The organism is Nostoc sp., assembly GCF_036916655.1.
Lineage (GTDB): Bacteria > Cyanobacteriota > Cyanobacteriia > Cyanobacteriales > Nostocaceae > Nostoc.
Genome location: NZ_JBALFY010000101.1, coordinates 159886 through 183629, shown reverse-complemented (window position 1 = coordinate 183629; position 23744 = coordinate 159886). Strand labels below are relative to the sequence as shown.

24 protein-coding genes are annotated in these 23744 nt (G+C 43.4%); 12 read left to right on the top strand and 12 right to left on the bottom strand.

Translation table 11 applies throughout. The features are described 5' to 3' along the window. The first annotated feature begins 247 nt into the window (after positions 1-247). The 6 genes from V7L31_RS28190 to V7L31_RS28165 all read left to right on the top strand — a co-directional run bounded on the left by V7L31_RS28190 (position 248) and on the right by V7L31_RS28165 (position 4775). Positions 248-1840 (top strand): photosystem II high light acclimation radical SAM protein, encoded by a 1593-nt coding sequence (locus V7L31_RS28190; RefSeq protein ID WP_334699393.1) that lies wholly within the window; start codon positions 248-250, stop codon positions 1838-1840. A 69-nt stretch (positions 1841-1909) separates the two neighbouring features. Next, positions 1910-3295: a DICT sensory domain-containing protein gene (locus V7L31_RS28185; RefSeq protein ID WP_334699279.1), complete on the top strand. Its 1386-nt coding sequence runs from the start codon at positions 1910-1912 to the stop codon at positions 3293-3295. Further along, positions 3292-3930 (top strand): pentapeptide repeat-containing protein, encoded by a 639-nt coding sequence (locus V7L31_RS28180; protein ID WP_334699278.1) that lies wholly within the window; start codon positions 3292-3294, stop codon positions 3928-3930. Before V7L31_RS28185 ends, V7L31_RS28180 begins: the two co-directional genes overlap by 4 nt. A gap of 49 nt (positions 3931-3979) precedes the next feature. After that, positions 3980-4180 (top strand): hypothetical protein, encoded by a 201-nt coding sequence (locus V7L31_RS28175; protein WP_334699277.1) that lies wholly within the window; start codon positions 3980-3982, stop codon positions 4178-4180. Next, complete coding sequence (locus V7L31_RS28170) at positions 4177-4419, top strand: hypothetical protein (protein ID WP_229492475.1); 243 nt, start codon at positions 4177-4179, stop codon at positions 4417-4419. Before V7L31_RS28175 ends, V7L31_RS28170 begins: the two co-directional genes overlap by 4 nt. A 122-nt stretch (positions 4420-4541) precedes the next feature. After that, entirely contained in the window at positions 4542-4775 is a 234-nt protein-coding gene (locus V7L31_RS28165; protein WP_334699276.1) for a hypothetical protein, read from the top strand. Positions 4776-4801: 26 nt separating this feature from the next. Here the strand turns inward: V7L31_RS28165 and V7L31_RS28160 are convergent, their stop codons facing one another. The 5 genes from V7L31_RS28160 to clpS form a co-directional block, all read right to left on the bottom strand. Next, positions 4802-5104 (bottom strand): type II toxin-antitoxin system VapC family toxin, encoded by a 303-nt coding sequence (locus tag V7L31_RS28160; RefSeq protein ID WP_334699275.1) that lies wholly within the window; start codon positions 5102-5104, stop codon positions 4802-4804. An 81-nt stretch (positions 5105-5185) separates the two neighbouring features. Beyond that, positions 5186-5413 (bottom strand): type II toxin-antitoxin system VapB family antitoxin, encoded by a 228-nt coding sequence (vapB, locus tag V7L31_RS28155; RefSeq protein ID WP_334699274.1) that lies wholly within the window; start codon positions 5411-5413, stop codon positions 5186-5188. Between the two features lie 148 nt (positions 5414-5561). After that, positions 5562-6494, bottom strand: a complete 933-nt coding sequence (locus V7L31_RS28150; RefSeq protein ID WP_334699273.1) for a S1 RNA-binding domain-containing protein — start codon at positions 6492-6494, stop codon at positions 5562-5564. Between the two features lie 47 nt (positions 6495-6541). Further along, positions 6542-7366: a CPBP family intramembrane glutamic endopeptidase gene (locus V7L31_RS28145; RefSeq protein ID WP_334699272.1), complete on the bottom strand. Its 825-nt coding sequence runs from the start codon at positions 7364-7366 to the stop codon at positions 6542-6544. A 59-nt stretch (positions 7367-7425) separates the two neighbouring features. After that, positions 7426-7707, bottom strand: a complete 282-nt coding sequence (gene clpS, locus V7L31_RS28140; RefSeq protein WP_012410249.1) for an ATP-dependent Clp protease adapter ClpS — start codon at positions 7705-7707, stop codon at positions 7426-7428. Between the two features lie 300 nt (positions 7708-8007). On the opposite strand from clpS, the gene V7L31_RS28135 reads away from it, so the two are divergent. Further along, on the top strand, positions 8008-8373 hold the full coding sequence (locus tag V7L31_RS28135) for a hypothetical protein (RefSeq protein ID WP_334699392.1): 366 nt from the start codon (positions 8008-8010) through the stop codon (positions 8371-8373). A 321-nt stretch (positions 8374-8694) separates the two neighbouring features. On the opposite strand, the gene V7L31_RS28130 is transcribed toward V7L31_RS28135, so the two are convergent. Further along, positions 8695-8895, bottom strand: coding sequence for a hypothetical protein (locus V7L31_RS28130; RefSeq protein WP_179067590.1), 201 nt, complete (start codon positions 8893-8895; stop codon positions 8695-8697). 471 nt (positions 8896-9366) lie between these two features. Here V7L31_RS28130 and V7L31_RS28125 point away from each other — a divergent pair, with 471 nt between their 5' ends. The 4 genes from V7L31_RS28125 to V7L31_RS28110 all read left to right on the top strand — a co-directional run bounded on the left by V7L31_RS28125 (position 9367) and on the right by V7L31_RS28110 (position 16301). Then, positions 9367-9702, top strand: coding sequence for an STAS domain-containing protein (locus V7L31_RS28125; protein ID WP_334699271.1), 336 nt, complete (start codon positions 9367-9369; stop codon positions 9700-9702). 144 nt (positions 9703-9846) lie between these two features. Continuing rightward, entirely contained in the window at positions 9847-12552 is a 2706-nt protein-coding gene (locus tag V7L31_RS28120; RefSeq protein ID WP_334699270.1) for a TIGR03960 family B12-binding radical SAM protein, read from the top strand. Between the two features lie 933 nt (positions 12553-13485). Next, complete coding sequence (locus tag V7L31_RS28115) at positions 13486-15636, top strand: Rne/Rng family ribonuclease (protein WP_334699269.1); 2151 nt, start codon at positions 13486-13488, stop codon at positions 15634-15636. A gap of 8 nt (positions 15637-15644) precedes the next feature. Then, a complete protein-coding gene (locus V7L31_RS28110; protein ID WP_334699268.1) occupies positions 15645-16301 on the top strand; it encodes a ribonuclease HII in 657 nt (218 codons plus the stop codon). 8 nt (positions 16302-16309) lie between these two features. Here the strand turns inward: V7L31_RS28110 and V7L31_RS28105 are convergent, their stop codons facing one another. Then, positions 16310-16897 (bottom strand): DUF1997 domain-containing protein, encoded by a 588-nt coding sequence (locus V7L31_RS28105; protein ID WP_334699267.1) that lies wholly within the window; start codon positions 16895-16897, stop codon positions 16310-16312. Between the two features lie 463 nt (positions 16898-17360). Here V7L31_RS28105 and pheA point away from each other — a divergent pair, with 463 nt between their 5' ends. Further along, positions 17361-18236, top strand: coding sequence for a prephenate dehydratase (gene pheA / locus V7L31_RS28100; protein ID WP_334699266.1), 876 nt, complete (start codon positions 17361-17363; stop codon positions 18234-18236). A 148-nt stretch (positions 18237-18384) separates the two neighbouring features. Here pheA and V7L31_RS28095 read toward each other — a convergent pair whose 3' ends face one another. From V7L31_RS28095 to rpsG, 5 genes are all read right to left on the bottom strand, one after another. Further along, complete coding sequence (locus tag V7L31_RS28095) at positions 18385-19032, bottom strand: LON peptidase substrate-binding domain-containing protein (protein WP_099099764.1); 648 nt, start codon at positions 19030-19032, stop codon at positions 18385-18387. 198 nt (positions 19033-19230) lie between these two features. Beyond that, positions 19231-19548 (bottom strand): 30S ribosomal protein S10, encoded by a 318-nt coding sequence (gene rpsJ / locus V7L31_RS28090; RefSeq protein ID WP_008232935.1) that lies wholly within the window; start codon positions 19546-19548, stop codon positions 19231-19233. Between the two features lie 161 nt (positions 19549-19709). Further along, a complete protein-coding gene (tuf, locus tag V7L31_RS28085; protein WP_179067583.1) occupies positions 19710-20939 on the bottom strand; it encodes an elongation factor Tu in 1230 nt (409 codons plus the stop codon). A gap of 23 nt (positions 20940-20962) precedes the next feature. After that, positions 20963-23041: an elongation factor G gene (gene fusA, locus V7L31_RS28080; RefSeq protein ID WP_179067582.1), complete on the bottom strand. Its 2079-nt coding sequence runs from the start codon at positions 23039-23041 to the stop codon at positions 20963-20965. 138 nt (positions 23042-23179) lie between these two features. Next, positions 23180-23650, bottom strand: coding sequence for a 30S ribosomal protein S7 (gene rpsG, locus V7L31_RS28075; protein WP_069070112.1), 471 nt, complete (start codon positions 23648-23650; stop codon positions 23180-23182). Positions 23651-23744 lie beyond the last annotated feature (94 nt).

Here is a 23744-nt window from a genome sequence, read left to right as displayed (position 1 = left end):
ATCGCTTAATGAATAAACTCGATGTTATGGTAAAGCTATATGAAAAAATGTCTTCATAAAGCTCTCTATAGATTCCATGTATGTTTTATGCACAGCAATTCTAGCGTTTACCGCAGTTGATAATAGCAGCTTCCACATACCAATAATTAGCTAAAATGTCAAGCGCGATTTGATAAATAAAACCAGATAAAACAAGCACACACTTTAAAACTGAATGTTTCTCTCGCTTTCTTCACAGATTGGCAAGATGGAAGTCCAAACACAGATGATGGAAAATCGAATTCTTTACGTTCGCCTTCCTTGTAACCCCATCTTTCCTATTGGGGTTGTCTACCTGAGCGATCATGTCCACAAGCAGTTTCCTGATATTGAACAGCGCATCTTTGATTTAGGAACAGTGCCACCTTTAGATTACAGTTCCGCTCTAGATCGCTGTATCGATGAATTTAAACCAACACTACTAGTATTTTCTTGGCGGGATATTCAAATTTATGCCCCAGTTGGCGGACGTGGTGGCAACCCGCTGCAAAATGCCTTTGAATTTTACTACGCCAAAAATCCTCTATTGAAACTACGCGGCGGATTGGGTGGTTTGCGTATCTTCACCGCTTACTATGTGGAGTTGTGGCAAAATCAGGGCTTAATCAAACGCGGTTTAAAACGCGCCCAAAAATATAACTCTGATGCGCGTGTCGTTGTCGGTGGTGGTGCAGTCAGCGTCTTTTACGAACAATTGGGTAAAAGCTTACCCCAAGGGACAATTATTTCTGTGGGTGAAGGCGAAACCCTGCTAGAAAAACTTTTAAGTGGCAGAGATTTTCGAGATGAACGCTGTTACGTTGCCGGAGAAACTCAACCACGTCAACGGCTAATTCACGAACAACCCACCCCAATAGAAAAAACTGCTTGCAACTACGACTATATCGAAAGCATCTGGCCGGAATTTAACTATTACCTGCAAGAGCAAGACTTTTATATAGGTGTACAAACTAAGCGGGGTTGTCCTCACAACTGTTGTTATTGCGTCTACACCGTCGTCGAAGGCAAACAAGTACGCATCAACCCAGCCGATGAAGTCGTTGCCGAGATGCGCCAATTATACGATCGCGGCATTCGCAATTTCTGGTTTACCGATGCCCAATTCATCCCCGCGAAAAAATTTATCGCCGATGCTGTAGAACTCTTGCAAAAAATCGTCGATTCTGGTATGACCGATATCCACTGGGCAGCATATATCAGAGCCGACAATTTGACACCAGAGTTGTGTGACTTGATGGCGAAAACGGGGATGAACTATTTTGAAATCGGCATTACCAGTGGTTCTCAAGAACTCGTGCGGAAAATGCGGATGGGTTACAACCTGCGAACCGTCTTGCAAAACTGTCGTGACTTAAAAGCTGCTGGTTTCAACGACGTAGTTTCCGTTAACTACTCCTTTAACGTCATTGACGAACGTCCCGAAACCATCCGTCAAACCATCGCTTACCACCGCGAACTAGAACGGATTTTTGGTGCCGATAAAGTCGAACCCGCCATTTTCTTTATTGGACTACAACCCCATACCCATTTAGAAGAATATGCTTTTAAAGAAGGCATCCTCAAACCAGGGTACGATCCAATGAGCTTGATGCCGTGGACAGCCAAAAAACTTCTCTGGAATCCCGAACCCCTTGGTTCATTTTTTGGCGAAGTCTGCTTGCAAGCTTGGCAACAAAACCCCAACGACTTCGGACGCGAAGTCATGAAAATCTTAGAAGAAAAACTGGGTTGTGCCGAATTAGAAGCAGCACTTACAGCACCATTAGAAACGAAAGAAAAACAGTTAGCAGGTGTATCCTAGAAAACACGAATTCTGAATTTTTCCTCCTCTGTGTCCTTTGCGCCTCTGCGGTTATTTTTACCAAATCCCATGTTAGAAGGTTCAATACTCCAACAGCTAGAAACAGCCCATCGCCACACCACCAGGCCAATTCGATTCGGTGTTTACTACAAAAATACCCTAGTTGCCCTGTGCCATGCCCTAGAAGACCATATCTTAACCGACGACGGTACACCCTTGGTGATTGCAGCCTTTCAACAAGGAAAATGGTATCTACAAGAAGCTGAACGATATGCAGACATCGCCCAGCGCAGCCGCCAAATTGCCATCATGGCTGCCGCTGAATCTGGCTTTGCTGAACATCCTACCAGTCAGCTACCCAATGTAGACTTAGTAGCATTAGATCCAGTTGATTCGGTGGCGCAAGAGTGGCACTTAATTATCTTGTCACCTAATTACACAGCAATGGTAATTTGTCAAGAATTATCGGAGGCTGATTATGGGAGTGCTGGAGTGCCGACATCAGACTTAGAGCGTAAATTCTATGGTTTATGGACATTTGAGCCGGAGTTAGTGCAAGAGACAGCAGAAATTGCGATCGCTCACATCCAAAAATACAACCCAGAACTGGCACAAAAACTCACAGGCAATAAACAGCAAATTGTACCATCAATGGCCAGATCCCAAAATTTAGGTGCAGTTGTCTCCCGTGTAGTAGATTACCTCCAGACTGGGCAAGATAATTTATCCATCTCCACAGCACTTCAGAAACAAACCCTAGATCGCAACTTGGTTTCTAACGAAATCCAAGCCTTTTTGCGAATGGCACAACTGATGGATATGGCAGATGTCAACAATCCAATGGCAGCTGCGGAAATAGTAGTACTTGCGGAAGCGATGGCCCAGCTATTGGATCTTCCCGCATGGCAAATTAAGAGATTGCGGCTAGCGGCTTTGTTACATCGCATAGATCCATTACAAAATGCCGAAAGTGTCCTGACTTCTGATCATATACCCGCGCGCTATCTACATCCCCCCAGTTGTCCTTTAATACCAGGGGTGCAAGTATTGCGAACTATGCCACGACTGCGAGCCGTTGCCCAAATTATCACTCACCAAACCGAATGGTGGAATGGCGCAGGGGAACCAATAGGTTTAGTTGGAGATCAAATTCCCCTAGAGTCGAGAATTTTGGCATTATTGGCAGACTTTCAGTGGCGAGTCAATCAGCGAAAATCGTCAAATCAAAGCCGGGAACAGATATTTACTCAAGCTTTAGATGAGTGCAAACAGCAAGAATCTAGCCACTTTGACCCTAAACTTGTAGATACCCTAGCTTTGTTAGTTATGGGTTTACAACAAGGACTCGACTTACCCTTGATGACACCCAAAGTCAGCGCCGGCATCTGGATACTTGATTCCCAATGGGATAGCCACAGCAAGATCAGTGAAGAGATTGGTAATTACTCTACATGAATATTGAAGCCATTAGATTAGGACAACTCAAACAACTTTCAGGGGCAAATTTAGAAGACGAGGAACTCTCTCGACTGGATTTAAGCCGGATTAATCTTGCTGGCGCTACCCTTGTGGGCGCTAATTTTGCTGGTTCTAAACTCGAAGGTGGGCATTTGGAAGGGGCGAACCTCATGGGAGCGAACCTCCAAGAAACTGACTTGCGGGCGAATTTGATGGGAGCAAACCTGATGCAAGCAGATTTAACGGGTGCTGACTTGCGGGGTAGTAATTTGCGTGGCGCTAACTTGATGGGAGCCAGACTCAGTGATGTGTCATTGGTGGGTGCTTTCTTGAGTGGTGCTAATTTGATGAACGTGAACTTGCAAGGGGTTGACTTGCGCGGTGCTGACTTGCGCGGTGCAAACCTGACTGGGGCAAATCTCAAAGGTGCAGATTTGAGTCGCGCCGATTTGCAAGGGGCTTTATTGAGTGAAGCAAACCTGGAAGAAGCTGATTTGCGGGGGGCGAATTTAGCAGGGGCGAATTTGACGGGAGCGAATTTACTTTGTGCAGAGTTAGATGGTGCAAATTTGAGCGGCGTTAATTTGAATAAAGTGTGTTTGGTGGGGACAGTGATTGAAACGCTTGCGTAAAAATTTGTGTAATCGTACCTAGTCGCAGTCCCTATTAAGGAATCAAAGCATGACCGATGACAGCCAATCAAACAATTCAGATGAAGAAGAGTTTGACCCGGTAACAGATCCAAGGGATTGGTCGGCAGCAGAAACAGAGTTAGCCTGTTTTGCGCTTGCCAGAAGCAAGGGTAAACGGTTGGTTAAAATCATCAACACCAAAAAACCACCTATGCCGATTATTTGTATTTTTGAGGACTATCCAGAATGACACCCGTCGCCGCCCAAGTCTCAATCACCGCAATCATTCCCATGTTGACCGCGATCGCAAATCGGCAATGGGAACAGTTCAAAGAACTGGAGGCAAATTTTGTATCCCAGTATGGAGTAGAGGTATGGCAAGAGGTTTTTAATTTCCGTCTCAAGCCAGCACTGGATAAAGATTCTGACAGATGGCTACTGATTCAGTGGTGTGGTGAAGGAATTATCTCAGTCAAGAATGTGGCGTAGGTGCGATCGCGCAAGGTGAATTATGGCGATCGTTTTTATTCCCATCCGAAGGTCACTACTTCGCCGTTTGCAGTATTCTTAGCTATTGTTAAAATTTTTGCAGATTAAGCAGGTGAAAATTTGTGAGTTTACAAGAAATCATCAAACTAGCAAAGCAGCTTTCAACTGTGGATAAAGTACGTTTGATCCAGCAAATTGCTCCTGATATAGAACGCGAGTTAACAGATAAACTCTCTAATTTTCTCCGACAATCTTTATGGGGACTCTGTGCTGATTTAGGAAATGCACCTTCCGCACATGAAATCGATATAGCCCGTAGTGAAGAATGGGCTAGCTTTCCACGGGAGGATATTTGATGCTGCGTGCCGTAGCCACTTTTTCATCACCAAACCCGCTGAATATTATAGGCATCAAAAGCCGAATCACGACTAATCAAAACAAGGGAATGATTTATCGCCTGTGCCACCAGAATACGATCAAACGTATCACGATGATGCAGTGGTAAATAACGGAATTGAACAGTATCGGTAAAGGTAATAGAGAGAATCGTTATACCCGCAGCAATTAGTTTAGGTTCAATCTCTTCAAAAGCACCCTGTAGGGATAGTTTTCCAATGTTGAGTTTAATCGCCATTTCCCAAAGACTTGCAATACTAAAGAAAACAGCCTCACTCAGCAGATTCAATTTTTTCTCTAGTTAACACTGGCAGGGTGGCATCATTCGAGACAAACCAGATAAAAGCATGAGTATCCAATAGTAATCTATTCATTCCATATATTCTTTCATATCTTGAAGCGGCTCATCAAAGTCGTTAGGCAATGGCAGAACAAACATTCCTTTCATCGTTCCAGCAACGCGACGCTTGTTTGTCTGCTTTTCTTGAGTAGAGTTTTTAGCGTGCTTCTCTATCAAAAACTCAATGTAATGAAGCACTTCTGTCTGAAGAGACTCAGGGAGTTCTTCTAATTTTTCTAAAATGACTGGCTGTATCATTGTTTTTTCTCCTTGGCAATTTTTATCAAAAACATCACAGCTATATTTGTTTGAATGTCAAATACATTTCAATACGGTTTAGATAAGCACTTGAACTCAGTATCAAAGGCTTTTAGCAGTCCGTTGCACTAAAATTGTGTTGTGATAGCTAACTTCCACAACTCTCTAGAACAACTTGACAGTTTTCAGGATCTATTTTGATGATCTTTGCCTTTAAATGGTCATTAATTTTGAAGATTTGGTTTGGATGGTCAACAGATGGATGGAACATTTTTGAGGTCGGTAACAAAGCATATAAATCTCCAATATCAACGAACACACCATAGTTTTTGATACCCCGTATAATGCCGCTAACAACCTGACCAACCTGCAACTGCTTGAGTCTGACTGAAACAGAGTGATGGAGCAGTACTAGGAAATTATCCTCCTCTCGCACTTTTATAATATTGAGTGGAAGTTCCTCCCCTACTACCAATTCTTCCCTCTGCTTATCAACATAAGTACGAATTGAGCTATATAAACCCTCAATTTTCACTAATGCACCCCTCGAAGTCTTTTTAAGGATTTTTCCATATACTGTTACGTCCTCAGTCTGCAATTGCCGTACCCGTTCCCATGCTTTTCGCATCTCTAGTTTGCGAATTGAAAAAGAAACTGTTGGTGGATGCTCTTGAGAACACAAGAACCACTGAATAGTTGCTGAGACTCCGTTTCCATGAACATCACGAATTTTAGTGTGTACGATCAGGTCTTCTCTACTTATGGGATAACCACATTTTTCCGAAGCCAGATACAATGCCGTCTCATACAAGCGATCGCTATCTTTTAGTGTCTCAGGTGAACAATGCGAGAAGAAAATATTGTGTTCGCCATCGTAATTTCCCACAACCAGAAATTCTCGGATTTCATTTAATTGCACGGCTTCTTCTGGGGACTGAATATCAGCGAATGATAGCTCTAGGAGTGGAACATAAGCTAGTTGATCGGTATAAAAATCAACTAAAACACCTTTAGGCTCCACCTTAATGATTTTTCCAGTGATGATATCGCCGAGTTGAAAGCTCTCTAAACTAAAGCTCATAGCATAGTGGGCTTAACATAACCCATTATAGAAACAATTTAGTATTTTTAATTCTTTACTGTTCGCCCCCGTATCCCCAAAGCTAGTACACTCATTAATAACACCCCCATCACTCCTTGTAGGGGATTATTATTCACACCGGTCACCCAATCAGGAACCTGGCCAGAATATTTCACTAATTCCCCAACATTAATAATGTAGTAACCCCAAACTAAACCACCATGTAAACCAATTGGAAAACCCAAGCGTCCCCTCCGCCAACGCTTTCCCCACACTTGCGTTAACCCCAGCAGTACTAAAGCTGGAAATTGCGGCAGTGTATGAATAATTGCTTCCAAGGGTTTAATAAAGTGCAATGTAGCAAAGGCAGTTGCATCTGTCCACAGTGCCACACGCAGACTGTAATCTCGTTGTAGTTCATCTAGCAACCAGCCTCGGAATAACAATTCCTCAGCAAATCCAATACCCAAAGCAACAAGTAAACCCTCTAAAATTATTTTCAGCAAGAAAACTTTTGGTTGTTGCCATACCAACCAACCAAACAAACTTTCTACCCCAAAAAGTATCAGAATATTAATTATGCCTATAGCCAAGCCACGTATTAAATCCACACCATTTTGTCGCGTGAATTCTAAACCATAATGCCGCAGAATTTGGGTCTGTTTATAGACATATTTACCCCACAGTCTCAGGAGCGAAATAAACACTACATATAACAATACCAATGTCAATATACTTTCTAAGTTTGAATCATGCACTAGTAAGTATATTGGTGCAGTTAATGGCAACCATAGCAACAATAAAGTCAAAATAAAACAACCCAGCCTAATAGGAGCAGGGTGTTCAGCTAAACGGACAAGGTTTTTTTTCATACCAATGTTAAGTCACCAGCCAATACTCTATATTTCAACTAATGACCAATGACCAATGACTATTCATCAGGTTCAATCGTGCTACTTAAACCGTGACTTATCAATGTTTCGCAATAAAACTCAGCGTGTTCCAGGGCGCAAGTAATGACTAAAGCTAGCCCGTTAGTATGGGCTTCCATCATAATGCTCACAGCCTGGGGTTGTGTAAGGCTTGGTACAGTGGCTATTAGTGACTGTACAACATGCTCCATCGAGTTGTAGTCGTCGTTATGGAGCAAAACGCGATACCGAGGCGCGAGCTTGCGGGTTGTGGAAGGCTTTTGAATGGTTTCAACTGACACGGCTCTTTGCTCTTTTCTCGTTACTTCACTACAACAAAGTCTCTGTTTTGCGATCGCTCAACAGTTGTTCACCTATTCTATAGTATTTCTGCTCAGATACTATGCTAGGAAAACCCTTTACTGCCAAGGATTGGTCGTATTAGTCTTGCGTAGCCACTGGTAAGGCAAATGTCTTAGACACGGCTGCCGTAACAGTGTTACCCTAATCTTACAGAAGCCTTCCTTAAAGTTAACGCATTTTCACTTTGAAGATTAAGGAAGTTGCAAAATAATCCTTGCCCCTGCCCAAGCTGCATAATGATGGACATCAGCCTAGAATTTCTTCAACCAGGACAAATTGTGTCTTTAAAACATGGCGATAGGAATCTGTATGCAGAAGTCATTCAATTTGTAGTTTCCCGTCAGTTATACTGGGTGCGTCCTTTATTAATGGTCACTTTCATTCAAGAATCGCCGCTAATTACCGATTTGCGAGATGCATCTGACCTACTTTGGCCTGCCAATTTATTTTGTCCAGCATTAGACACAGAAGTAATTACCTTCTTGAGCCAAGTTTTAGCAAAAGAACCAAAAACTGAATCAGATTCAGCCGCAAAGCAGCAACTAAATCAGTTTATTCACCAACTGTGGCAAGCATATCAAGAGGGATTGGAGATTGAGGATTGAGGATTAGGGCATTGGGCATGCAGAAGAGACAAGGTAGACAAGGAAGAGGGGGGAAACAAGGGAGAGACTATTCAATAATTCCCCCTTGTCCCCTCATCTTCCCCACTCAGCACTGATTACTCAGCACTCTTGAGGTGCAAGGAGCGAAGGAGAAAACTCTTCTCCCTTAATCTCTCCTCATGGGCAAATTTTGTAGCTCTTTTCAATCCCCGTTACAAAACTTAATTAAGTTAGCGAGTCCGCGTACCCATACAGGGAAGCAAGCTACGCCTTTAGCGTCTCCTAGAGAGTATCATTACGAATTACGAATTACGAATTATTCTAATATCCCAGGCTAGGAACTAACTGAATTCTGCCAGCATCCATCTCTGCCATTAATAATTCGAGGGCTTCGTAATCAACATCAGAAATATAACCAAGTTCTGTCAATTCTGAGTTTATTTCATTTTCTATCTCAGGGGTGAGTTTTTTTATGTCAAGAGCTTTTTCTACCAATTTACGAATAGCGTACTGAGTTCTCATAAGTAATAACCAAACTGTAATATGATACTAATCATTTCAGATTAGTCTAAGTATGAAGAGTGCTCCAAATACTAACTTACTAGTGATATATATCACAGTTTAATTAGTTCGATAAATAATTCGCTTTGGCTTTGCTGTATGCCATCAGCAACGCTAAAGTGAAAGATTTAACCTAACGTTAAGACTTGGCTAAATTAGCTTTAGTTATAGACTAAGCAAGATTTCTCAGCATAGTTACTGATGATTTGTCTGCTCTATGACCGTCTATAGTTGATTGTTTTTGAACTGAGATAAAAAAAAAGTATATATAAACACATTTTAACCTGGAATTATAACAATCTTTAAACAGAGATACGAAAGCAATAAAGATTCAGCAAAGAGAGGTAAGACGTATGGTCGATGCAACAAAATAGAGTTTATGTTCAAATAATCCTTAGCTTGACGCTTCAAAATTCTTAATAGGATGTAACTATGCAGGCAGTGCTTAACTATCCCAAGATTGCAGTTATTCGCCCCCAAGGGTCTTTGAATGCTGCAAACGCCTTGGAATTTGAACGAGATATGACCACCGCGTTGGCACAAAATGGTATTTCCATCTTGGTAGTAGACCTAGCAGCAGTAGAATCCTTAGACAGCACAGGGTTAATGGCATTGTTATCTACACACAAACTGGCTCTTACTTTAGGAAGAAGTTGCCGGCTTTGCGCCGTAGCTCCACCAATTAGAATTATTTTTGAACTGACGCAACTTGATAAGGTATTTGAAATCTTAGACGGTGAAGCTGCATTTAGCCAAACAGAACTTTGATGTAAAAGTACAAAGCTTAGGACAAGAAGTAGACTTTAATGTAAAGGAATTGTAAGTTGCAACGACAAACTCTGTTAGAAGTCCTAATTAAATGCTAAGGTTAGCTTTGGGTAGCTGTAATTAAGGTAGCTAGAAGATAGCACAGTGGTTGTTGCAGTTGAAAAATTAATAACATCGGGTATTTCCAAACCAGCTCGTTACCTGGGTAACGAGCTATTAGCAATACACAAAGCTTGGGATAAGACAGCAATACATTGGGTTTTAACCTACCCAGAAGTATATGAAGTCGGTGCATCTAACTTAGGGCACATTATCCTCTATAACATTTTAAATGCCCAACCGCGTCAATTGTGCGATCGCGCCTACCTCCCAGGACAAGACCTGGCAGCCAAACTACGCGAAACTAATACGCCATTGTTTGCGGTAGAGTCAAAGCGATCGCTAACAGAATTTGACATTTTGGGCTTTAGCCTCAGTTATGAACTGGGTGCAATTAACATCCTCGAAATGTTGGATTTGGCTGGAATTCCCTTGACGTGGCGAGAGAGGCAGGGGGGTAGGGGAGAATTTAGTGATACCCAGTCTTCCTATCCGTTGATTTTCGCTGGTGGGCAAACAGCGACATCAAATCCTGAGCCTTATGCTGACTTCTTCGACTTTTTCGCCCTGGGAGATGGAGAAGAACTGCTGCCAGAAATTGGTTTAGTCTTAGAAGAAGGCAAACAAGCAGGATTAAGTCGGGAACATCTGTTACTTGACTTGGCACAGATACCAGGTGTATACGTACCTCAGTTTTACGATATGGCAGAGGATGGCTCAGTTCACCCTCATCGCCCAGATGTCCCAAAACGAATTCTGCGAAGGGTTGCAACTCCCATACCAGCATATTCCATTGGGTTAGTTCCCTATGTAGAAACAGTTCATGACCGTTTAACCATTGAGATTCGGCGTGGTTGCACTCGTGGCTGTCGCTTCTGTCAACCAGGAATGCTGACTCGACCAGCACGGGATGTAGAACCTGATAAGGTGGTAGAAGCAATTGAACAAGGTATGCGGGCAACTGGTTACAATGAGTTTTCCTTATTATCTCTGAGTTGCTCTGATTACTTATCCCTACCAGCAGTGGGGATGGAAATCAAAAATCGCTTAAAAAATGAAAATATTTCTCTAACTCTACCAAGCCAACGGGTAGACAGATTTGATGAGAATATTGCCAACATCCTTGGAGGTACTCGCCAAGGTGGACTGACTTTTGCTCCTGAGGCTGGTACTCAGCGGATGCGAGATATTGTAAATAAAGGGTTGACAAATGAAGAATTATTGCGGGGGGTGAAAACCGCTTGGGAGCAAGGCTGGGATAAAATAAAGTTGTATTTTATGATTGGCTTGCCGGGTGAGACAGATGCCGACGTTGTAGGCATTGCCGAAACAGTAAGCTGGCTACAGCAAGAATGTCGAGGCAAAGGCAGAAAACCCCTAAACTTTAACCTGACAATTTCTAACTTTACACCCAAGCCCCATACACCATTCCAGTGGCACTCAGTTTCGACTGCTGAATTTAAGCGCAAACAAAACCTGTTGCGGCAAGAATTCCGCCGAGTCAAGGCAGTGAAGGTAAATTTTACCGATGTCCGCATTTCGGCAATGGAAGATTTTGTGGGACGAGGCGATCGCAATTTGGGCAAAGTAGTCCGGCGTGCTTGGGAATTAGGTGCTGGTATGGATTCTTGGTATGAAAATTTAGATCGAGCTTTTAGTGCTTGGGAGATTGCGATCGCCCAAGCCGATTTAGATTGGAAATACCGCCAAATAGAAAATGGCGAATGGAATTTGTTTCATGTACAAGAGCAGAAAAGATCGGGAGATGCGGAAAATACCCAATTCCTAACTCCTAACTCCTCACTCCCTTGTACAGACGCGATTAATCGCGTCTCTCCCCACTCCCTCGATATTCCCCTCCCTTGGGATCATATCGATACCGGGATTAACAAAAAGTGGCTTCAAGAAGACTTGCAACGCGCCCTAGAAGCTGCAATTGTACCCGACTGCTCTTTTGAAGGTTGTTCTCATTGTGGCGTCTGTGGCACTGATTTTGGTCATAACGTGGTGATTGAATCACCTGCTATCCCAAAATTTGCTGGCGAATTTGTCCCCAATACAACTAAGGCGCAAAGACTGCGAGTTTGGTTTGGGAAACAAGGTAGTATGGCTTTGATGAGCCATCTTGATTTAATCCGTCTATTTGACCGAGTTGTGCGGCGAGCAGGCCTACCAATTGCTTTTACTGGCGGGTTTCACCCAATGCCACGGATTTCTCTCGCAACTGCTTTGGCTCTAGGAGCTACTAGCAGCGGTGAAATTGCAGATTTTGAGTTAACTGTGCCAATGGAAGTTGATACTTTCTTCAGAAAGTTGGCTTGTGAAATGCCCACAGACATACCAATATATAATGTGGAGCAGATAGATTTAAAAGCTAGTGCCGCTACCCAACTGCTAGAGTCCGCAGAGTATCTGATTACTGTAGCAGCACTTCAAGAAACAACACCCATACAATGGCAAAACTGGATTGATATAATCAAAGCAAAAGAGGAATTTTGGTACGAGCAAACAACTAAATCAGGCAAGAGCCAGTTAATAAATCTGCGCGATCGCTTGTTTGAACTGGAATTAGTAGAAAACTACAATTGCATTGCAGAATCTATGTCATCTGTAATCCGTTATCTAGGTAGCTATCGCCAGGACGGTCTGCTATTGCGTCCCGAACAAATTCTGTTTATGCTAGAAGCAGTGGCGAATGTAGAATTTCAACTCCTGCACATCCACCGCAATCGGCTAATTTTAGGGGTATAATCCCTGTAAGGCAACTTGCTAGTAGTTGTCCTGACATGGCAGGTAATATGAATTGATTTTTAGCAAGGTTGCGTTAGAATAGGGTGAAGAGAAATTTTCTGGCGCTGCATTGAATTAGCTGGTTCACTACCCTGGTATTCAGGGGGCGAAAGCAAAGATATTTAGAGTGCAACTTCTAGGATTTTATTCTAGACAAACAAAAAGCAGATTAAAGAATGCACACTCTCTCTATAGCTACCTTGTGAATCAGTAACTAACAGCAGGCTCAGTTAGCTTCTCTAAATCCATGCTTTTTAAACAACTGCTGAATGTCTAATCCATGTAGTGCCCAAGAGCTAGTGCATTACTTTTTTAGAGTTAAAGCAACTGCTGTCGGCTATGCCGACTTGTAGACTTTCACAGACGCGCAAAGCGCGGCTTGTCTTAGGCTAGAGCAGCTCAAGGCAGGGTAGCAACTGGCGCTGCTGAGTATAACCCTAAGATAAATCCGGGGAATGGAAAATAGAAATAGTTTCTTTTTCTTAACGAATTCAGTAGGTTATCAATGAAATATCTTGAGTTCAAATGCTCGCTCAGGATTTAAAACTTTCAACTCAGAACTCTCAAGATTTGAGGGTATTGCATCATAAATTAACCACAGACGGTTGATTTAATTGCTTAAACGATATGCAGCAGTTCTGGAATAATCAGCCGTGTAAACGCTCTTAAGAGCGCCAATAGCTATTTAACTTAGAAGCTCAGATTTGCGATTTTTATTACCAGTAGCGCCTTTTGAGGGTTGTGAGGGCAGCAAAAGTATAATATCAAACCGAGAAAACACTAATAATTAGAACTGACGCCCAGACGCGAGGAGTTTTGGATTAGAAGTAATTAACCGGACTTGATACAACAAACCTCAAACCTATAAGTGCTGCCAATTTTTGAGGAAATTGAATGCCGAAACAAATTATTATCGCGGAGCAGCACCAAATTGCTGCGGTTTTTTCTGAAGATCAAATTCAGGAACTCGTTGTTGCTACAGGTCATCATCAAATAGGTGATATCTACTTAGGAGTAGTAGAAAACGTATTACCTGGGATAGATGCAGCTTTTGTCAATATTGGCGATCCAGAGCGTAACGGTTTTATTCACGTCACCGACTTAGGGCCATTAAAGCTGAAGCGTACCGCAGCAGCAATTACAGAACTACTTGCACCACAGCAGAAAGTTTTGGTGCAAGTAATGAAAGAGCCAACGGGGACAAAAGGGCCCAGGCTCACGGGTAATATTACTTTACCTGGACGCTACGTAGTACTGATGCCTTATGGTCGGGGCGTAAATTTATCCCGACGGATTAAAAGTGAAAGTGAACGCAACCGCTTGCGAGCATTAGCGATTTTGGTCAAACCGGCAGGAATGGGCTTGCTCGTGCGTACAGAAGCCGAAGGCAAACCCGAAGAAGCGATTATGGAAGATTTGGAGTTACTGCAAAAGCAATGGGAAGCCATTCAGCAGGAAGCCCATTCTACTCGCGCTCCAGCACTGCTCAACCGGGACGATGACTTTATCCAGCGCGTATTGCGAGATATGTACGGCGCGGATGTCAATCGGATTGTCGTAGATTCTAGTACTGGTTTGAAGCGCGTCAAACAGTACTTGCAGAATTGGAGTGGCGGTCAAACACCGCAGGGATTGTTGATTGACCATCATCGCGATCGCTCCCCAATTTTAGAATACTTCCGCATCACTGCTGCCATTCGCGAAGCTCTAAAACCGAGAGTAGACCTACCATCTGGCGGTTACATCATCATCGAGCCGACAGAGGCATTAACCGTAATTGATGTTAACTCAGGTTCCTTCACGCGATCGGCAACAGCTAGAGAAACAGTTTTGTGGACAAACTGTGAAGCTGCAACAGAAATTGCTCGCCAGTTGCGTCTACGAAATATCGCCGGTGTGATCGTCGTTGATTTTATTGATATGGAATCGCGACGCGACCAACTACAAGTTCTCGAACACTTTAATAAAGCACTCAAAGCAGACAAAGCTCGTCCTCAGATTGCTCAACTTACCGAACTAGGTTTAGTAGAACTGACCCGCAAACGTCAGGGTCAAAATATTTACGAATTATTTGGTGAAACTTGTCCTACCTGTGGCGGTTTAGGACATACTGTGCGTCTCCCTGGAGAAATCGAAAACCGATTGCCGATACCGGCAGATACACCAGAGCGCGAGCGTTTTGTATCCTTACCTCACCGAGAACCACGTCAGCCATCGGCCCGCACTCCAGAACCACGAGAAACCTACGATGGATTTGGGGAAACATTTGATGGCGACTCAGAATTGAGCAACCTAAATCTGATCAATCATCCTAGTTATCAAGAACTTAATGATAAGCGCCGTACCCGGACTCGCCGCAGTCGAATTGGTGTCAATGGGTTAAACGGGAAAGATGAAGCTCGGGTTATTCCCAATCCCTTGGCTTTTGTCAACGAGCCAGATTTAGACCTGGATGTGGAACCAGAACTAGGAGTTGCACCAGAGATCCCATCCCCTACCCTTGGTAAACCAGGTTGGAGTGAAAGAGTAGTAGAGCGCACTAAAATTATCAAGGCAGAACCAGTTAAGCCAGTGGTAGAACCACCGGAGATTAGAACTGTAGAAATGAGCCTCCAAGAACAGGATATATTTGCCTTGATGGGAATATCTCCTTTGGTGAAGCTAGAACAAGAAGTTAAAAATACCAAGTCTGTGATTATTAATGTGATTCAGCCTGGTCAATTGCCAACGACCCCAATTGAATCAACCTCAGAATCAACTATTGTCCAAAAGGCAACACCTGAAATAATCACTATTGCTCAAAAGGCAACACCTGAAATAACTGCAAGTAAAATACCGACACCAAAAGTTATTGAGCCAGAACAAAAATCTTTAATCGAAGAGACAACTGAAGCATCAGAGTTGACTGCGAATCCTTCGGGACGTTTATCTGCCAAAGCTGCCAAAGCCAACGAGATCGCAGATGAAAGTGAAAGTGAAGCCAATAGCAGCGCTACTGCCAGCCGTCGCCGTCGCCGTCGTTCCTCAGCGATCGAGGATAATTAATTTGCTTTATGGTAGAAACATCGCCAACGCCTTTGGAACAATCCACTTGGCTAGAGTTTTCTACCTTGTCAGGGATTGCAGGGTTGGTTGCAGGTGTGGATGAAGTAGGGCGAGGCGCTTTATTTGGCCCTGTAGTAGCGGCAGCAGTGATCCTACCAGATCATGCTTTGCCAATACTGATAGCAGCTAAAATCAAAGACAGTAAAAAATTATCTAGTTCTCGGAGAACTCAGCTAGCACAGCAAATTTGTGAGCTAGCTGTAGACTGGAAAATTGGGTTTGCTTCCACTGCCGAAATTGACAAGATAAATATTTTGCAAGCAACGCTGTTAGCAATGAAGCGGGCTGTGCTGAAGTTAAAGGTACAGCCTGCACTCTGCTTGATTGACGGAAATCAGTCAATCAAAGATTTGCTAGTGCCGCAACAAACAATAGTCAAAGGAGACGAGCGATCGCTCGCTATTGCCTCTGCTAGTATTGTTGCGAAGGTCTGGCGTGATGAACTGGTAATGCGTCTAGCATTAAAATACCCTATGTACAATCTAGAAAGTAACAAGGGTTATGGTAGCCAGCGGCATTTGCTGGCTTTGCAACAATATGGGCCCTCGCCCCTACATCGTCAGTCTTTTCGTCCTTGCCAAATCAAACTACCAAATGCTGAGTGATGAAATAATTACTCAGCATTCAGGATTGGTAATTCAGTACTATCGCCGTTAAGTCCTCTATCTTTGGTTTGTGATATCACCCAGTAGCGATAATCCGCCAAAAGTTGATTTAATAACCGTTGCTTGACTGACAACAACACGCTTTTAAGCAAACCATTGCCAGTAGCTTCTAAAATCGGCTTAGGAGTAAAGGAAAATGGCGGTGGGAAATCTATCACCACTTCTAAATCAGCTTTTCCTTGCAGGCGAGTTCCAGTGCTAAACTCTTTGGGAGACAAATAGCCTTTTAAATTGAGAGCAAAGCGCTGGTTAATATACTCGAAACCTAAAATTTCACAGTTTAGCGATCGCAAATAAATTATTCCATTTGATTCTGCCCATACTCTCATGTCTACAGTAGGTTGAATACTCAGTGACATAAAAGTAAGCGGACGCATTTTCAAGCGAAACACTTCCTCAGAAAGCTGCTGAATCCGGCTATTGTCAACTAAAGCCTTAACCAGACGTTGAGGCTGACGTAAGTAGTGTTGAATGGGAATAGGCTGCTCTGGAACAGCGATTTCAACCGATTGGGAGGCAGTAAACCGGGTAGCCATGAGCTAATAAAAATATCTGTTTCTCAATTTTAATATTTTTTAACAACTTAGTTCTGATTATTAGAAAATTACAAAATTTATAGACCGTAAAAATAATTTTTACTTATCAGGTATACATCATTGGCAAAAAGTTGGTACGTTCATTATTATATTTATTTCAATAAATATAGATTAGGATTTTATACTTGACATAAAAACAAAAATATGATTTTTGTTTAGGTAGAAACTAATAGAAATCTTCAGGATAAAATAGCAAAAAACTGCCTAGAAATCTATCTGATAAAAGACTGATTTCCATAACTTATTTTCTTGGATACATATTTTGGTCTATTTGTTTATTGCGTAAATTTTACACCTAACAGTGTTAACAGTGTCTAGTAGGATTAGATATTGGATATATTTGCCAAGACAGGAATATCATACCTCTATTTACCGATTAAACTTGTAACTCAAGGCTAAAGGCATGACTTTATCGATCGCACATTTAGGGCCTCCCGGCACTTACACAGAACAAGCAGCTGTTTTTTATGTCAACTGGCTAAACAAAAGCACGGGAGTTGAAGCTATGTTAAGCCCTTATCCCACTATCTCCCAATCATTGCACGCCGTTGCTAATGGTCAAGCACAATTGGCTGTTGTGCCGGTGGAAAATTCTATTGAAGGGAGTGTTACCACAACCTTGGATACACTTTGGCAGTTGGACAGCTTGCGAATTCAGTTGGCTTTGGTATTACCCATTGCCCATACATTAATTTCTTGCGCGTCTAACTTAGATAAAATTAAAACTGTTTACTCTCACCCGCAAGCTTTGGCACAATGTCAGGGATGGTTAGAGCGTTTTCTCCCAACTGTACAGATTATTCCCAGCAATTCCACAACCGAAACACTACAGCGATTAGAGCAAGAAACGACAACGGCTGCGATCGCTTCTAGTAGAGCCGCTCAACTTTACAACCTGCCAATACTTGCTAGTGGCATCAACGACAATCCAGAAAACTTTACTCGTTTTTGGGTAGTAAGTCAGGGTGAAACGGACACTGGATACCAGACTCAAAAAGTGTCTACTACTCACACATCGCTGGCTTTTAGTATGCCTGCCAACACACCCGGAGCATTAGTCAAACCTTTGCAAATATTTGCTCAACTAGGGATTAACCTCAGCCGGATTGAATCTCGTCCGACGAAGCGATCGCTAGGCGAATACTTGTTTTTCATGGATTTAGAAGCGGATGCCAAAGAAGCACAAATGCAATCTGCTTTAGCAGAATTAACTATCCACACAGAGGTTTTAAAAATTCTTGGCGCTTACAATGTTTTGCCGATCAGCGCCGTTAATTAAGAAGTTAGGAGTTAATAATTATCAGTTAGGATTTACGAGTTCTCAGTTATTAGCTAGGGAATATAAATTATAAGTTGTCAATCTTTTATTTTTTGTTTTTTCTTCCTAACTCCTAACTCCTAACTTGTGACTCCTAACTCTTAACCCCTCACTTTTCACTAAATGTATCTTTGAGAACAGCACGAGCAGCCAAGTGATTCCGAGTAGAGGTTAAAATTTCTGCTTCCCTCTCTAGACGAGTTACAGTATCTTGCATTTCTAGCAATAACTGCTGCTCTGCGGCGACACCATAAAGGTTACTGGCTACCCAATAGGATAACTCTGTTGGGAGATCGGGTAAATCTTCTGGCAGTTCGATATTTTGTTCGGTTAACTTGGCTGACAGACGCACAACATCTCGTAGCAGTTGTTCTACTTCAGAAGATAAAGGTCGCAAATCTTTAGTTGGTGGTTGGTCTTCAATCCACTCCACTAAACCAACGCGGTATGGCTTTTCACGAACATACTCTAATACACGAAATCTTTGCTGCCCTAAAGTCATCATTTTGATCCGATCGTCTGGTAGCCGCTGGTGATGAATGATTTCAGCACAGCAACCAGTGTTTGCAATTGTACCTTTGACTGGATCGAACATCAAAACCCCGAACCTGCGATCGCTCTCCAAAATCGTGTTCATCATGATTCGGTAGCGAAATTCAAAGATGTGCAGAGGTAATGGCCTGGTAGGAAACAGAACTACTTCGGGTAACGGGAACAGAGGTAGTTCGCGAACTGCAATTTTAGAAGATGATGTCATTGTTACTTTGGTATAAACTTAATCTTAAAAAATAATTTTTCTCTGCTTTTCCCGCACTTTGTCTACATTCTATCATTTGTTTCCTAGCTAAAGAAAAGCCCTGAGATATATTTCTTCAGGGCCGTGTAAATATTCATACTAATGTCCTTCGTTCTTTGTCCTTTGCCAATGACAAATGACCAATGACTAATGACTAAATTAAAGTTTGACTTCAATATCTACACCCGATGGTAGATCCAATTTCATCAGGGCATCAATAGTCTTAGAAGAGGGCTGGTAAATGTCAATAATCCGGCGATGAGTACGGGTTTCAAAATGTTCCCGTGAATCTTTATCTACGTGAGGCGATCGCAGCACACAATAGATTCGGCGTTTTGTTGGTAAAGGAATTGGGCCTATAGCTGTAGCGTTGGTGCGGTTAGCTGTGTCTACAATCTTCTCGCAAGATGTATCTAATAAGCGCCTATCAAAGGCTTGTAAGCGAATTCTAATCTTCTGCTGCTGTAGAGTTGCCATCTTTAATTTTCCAGGTTCTAGAGATTTTAGATTCTAGATTTTAGATTTTAGATTAAATCCAAAATCTAAAATCTAAAATCTAAAATTAATTAAGGGAAGAGAAAGGAGCAGAGAGGCACAATAAATACCATCTCTGCTCCTTCATTATGAGCAAAAAGGTGCTACTTCAAAATTTTGGAGACAACACCAGCACCGATGGTGCGACCACCTTCGCGGATAGCGAAGCGCATTCCTTGTTCAATAGCGATCGCGTTGATCAATTCTACTGTCACTTTAATGCGATCGCCTGGCATTACCATTTCTACTTCTTTACCTTCATCAGAGGTGTAGCCTTTGATAGTACCAGTTACATCGGTTGTCCGTACATAGAACTGGGGACGGTAGCCAGCGAAAAATGGAGTCTTACGGCCACCTTCTTTTTCTGTGAGGACGTACACTTCCCCTTCAAATTGAGTGTGAGGTGTAATTGAACCTGGTTTGGCTATCACCATACCGCGCTCAATATCTTCCTTTTTAAGACCACGCAGTAGTACGCCTGCATTATCTCCAGCCAGACCTTCTTCGAGGCTCTTCTTGAACATTTCAATCCCGGTGACGGCGGTACTACGAGTGTCTCTCAGACCAATTAGCTCGACAGTATCGCCAACCTTGACTTTTCCGCGTTCAATCCGTCCAGTCGCCACAGTACCACGACCTGTGATGGTGAACACGTCTTCTACAGCCATCAGGAAGGGCTTATCAACATCCCGCTCAGGAGTGGGGATGAAAGAATCCACAGCATCCATCAATTCGTAGATTTTGTCTACCCAAGGATTTTCACCTTTTTTGGTCTTAGGATTCTTGGTCATTGCTTCGAGAGCTTGCAGACCAGAGCCTTTGATAATGGGGATATCATCGCCAGGGAAATCATAGCTGGTTAACAGTTCTCTTAGTTCTAGTTCTACTAGTTCCAAGAGTTCTGGGTCATCCATTAAGTCTTCTTTGTTCAAGAATACAACCAGACTGGGAACACCCACCTGTTTTGCTAACAGAATGTGTTCGCGGGTCTGGGGCATAGGCCCATCGGTAGCAGCTACTACGAGGATGCCACCATCCATCTGAGCCGCGCCGGTGATCATGTTCTTCACATAGTCAGCGTGGCCTGGACAGTCTACGTGAGCATAGTGCCGAGTTTCGGTTTCATACTCAACGTGAGCGGTATTGATGGTAATACCCCGTGCTTTTTCTTCTGGCGCGTTATCGATTTGATCGTAGCCTTTAGCTGTAGCTTGACCAAGAGCTGCCAAGGTCATAGTAATGGCTGCTGTTAACGTGGTTTTACCGTGGTCAACGTGGCCAATAGTACCAATATTGAGGTGGGGTTTATTTCTTTCAAACTTTGCGCGTGCCATGAATGCTCATTTCCTTATTTTAACTAAGCGTTCCCTTTGCTTTTTGCAATGATAGTTTCAGCTACGCTGCGAGGCACCTCTTCGTAGTGGCTGAACTCCATCGTGAAGATACCCCGACCTTGCGTTTTTGACCGGATATCAGTGGCGTAGCCAAACATGGTCGCCAGTGGAACTTTGGATGCGACCTTAGCAAGTCCCTGTTCGGTGCTTTGGCTTTCAATTTGCCCCCGGCGGGCGATGAGGTCGCCAATGACGTTCCCGATATAGTCTTCAGGAACTTCAACCTCAACTTTCATCATAGGCTCTAAGAGGACGGGTGAAGCTTTCAGCACAGCCTCTTTCATCGCCATTGAACCAGCGATTTTAAAAGCCATTTCCGAAGAGTCTACATCGTGGTATGACCCATCAATTAGCGTCGCTTTAACGTCAATCAATGGATATCCAGCGAGAACACCGGATTCGCAGCTTTCTTTCATTCCTTGTTCTGCGGGGCCAACATACTCTTTAGGTACTGAACCGCCAGCAATTTTAGAAACGAACTCAAAGCCAGTACCAGGTTCTCCAGGCTCCAAATTGATCACAACGTGACCGTATTGACCCTTACCACCACTTTGGCGGATGAATTTGCCCTCAACTTTGTTTACAGCTTTCCGAATTGTTTCTCGGTAAGCTACTTGCGGCGCACCTACATTCGCTTCCACCTTGAATTCTCGTAACATCCGGTCTACTAGAATTTCTAGGTGTAGCTCTCCCATCCCCGCGATCACGGTTTGGTTTGTTTCGGGATCGACGCGGACACGGAAGGTGGGGTCTTCTTCTGAGAGAGATTGCAGAGCCTTGGACAGCTTGTCCATGTCGTTCTTGGTTTTGGGTTCAACCGCTACCGAGATTACAGGCTCAGGAATGAATAGTGATTCCAGAATTACTGGCGATCCATCATCACAGAGGGTGTCACCTGTCAAGGTGTCTTTCAATCCCAGGGCTGCTCCCAAATCACCCGCTCGCAGTTCATCGACATCTTGCCGATCGTCTGCCTTCATGAGAACTAAGCGGGAAATCCGTTCTTTTTTATTCTTACTAGCGTTGAGAACGTAGCTGCCCTTCTTCAGGACACCAGAATAAACACGAACAAATGTCAGGCGACCATAAGGGTCAGCCATAATCTTGAATGCCAGAGCTGCTAGGGGTTCGTTGTCATCAGCCCGCCGCTCAACAGTATCGCCATTTGGCAGTAAGCCTTGAATTGGCGGTACTTCACTTGGCGCTGGCAGGTAATCGACAACGGCATCCAGCATCAATTGCACGCCTTTGTTTTTGAATGCCGAACCGCAAAGTACTGGCACAATTGTCCCCGCAATTGTGCCTTTACGTAGGGCAGTCCGAACTTCCTGTTCTGTAAGTTCTTCGCCATCAAAGTACTTAGCCATTAGAGCATCATCGGTTTCTGCCGCAGCTTCTATTAGCTTGGTACGGAATTCGTCTACCTGCGCTTGTAGTTCTTCTGGGATATCAGTTTCCTGAATATCAGTTCCTTGGTCATTAGCGTAAATATACGCACGTTGCCGTACTAGGTCAACAATACCTCGGAAGTCGTTTTCACTACCAATTGGTAGTTGAATGGCGATCGCATTTGCCCGCAGGCGATCGCGAATTTGCTCGTGAACTTTATAAAAGTTCGCTCCGGTGCGATCCATCTTGTTGATAAAGGCGATCCGAGGAACTTTGTAGCGTTCTGCTTGCCGCCACACTGTTTCAGACTGCGGTTGCACGCCGCCCACAGAACAAAATACTGCGATTACACCATCCAATACGCGCATGGAGCGCTCAACTTCAATTGTGAAGTCTACGTGACCCGGAGTATCGATAATGTTAATTTGATGATCTTTCCAGCTGGTACTGATAGCAGCGGCAGTAATGGTAATTCCCCGTTCCCGCTCTTGCTCCATCCAGTCTGTGACGGCAGTTCCTTCGTGAACTTCGCCAATTTTATGAATTATCCCAGAGTAAAATAATATTCTCTCTGTTGTTGTTGTTTTGCCCGCATCTATATGCGCCGCAATACCAATGTTGCGTACTTTCTCTAGCGGGATCGTGCGTGCCACAGCTACCTCCTATAGTTTTTGCCTCATGATATCTTGTATATTACTCTTTGTTAAGATTCTATACTTTTACGGAAAACCGTCTTCTTTTTGTAAATCCACGATATACCGCTTCGGCAAGGCGATATATCGCTTTTTTACTTAGTAACGATAGTGGGCAAATGCTTTGTTAGCTTCCGCCATCCGGTGTGTTTCTTCACGTTTGCGAATGGCATTGCCAGTTTCGTTAGCAGCATCCATTAACTCATTTGCCAATTTGCTAGCCATTGTCCGGCCTGGTCTTGAGCGGGAATATTGCACTAACCAACGCAGTGCTAGGGTAGTGCCCCGTTCTGTACGCACTTCCATTGGTACTTGGTAGGTTGCTCCACCAACTCGCCGGGCCTTCACTTCTACTAAAGGCGTGGCATTTCGCACTGCTCTTTCAAATGTTTCTAAGGCACCAGCACCAGTGCGTTCTTCAATAGTTTTTAAGGCATCATAAACAATGCGTGCGGCAAGCGATTTCTTGCCATGACGCATAATCCGTCTGATAATCATGCTGACAAGGCGACTGTTATATACAGAGTCAGACGGAACTGGGCGCCTTTGAATAACACCACGACGAGACATACTTCACCTTTAATTCGGAATTGGCAACGAAATTATATGCTATCAGACACCGGAAACTAAAAGCGGTAGAACCCAACCCTCAGACTTCCTCAAT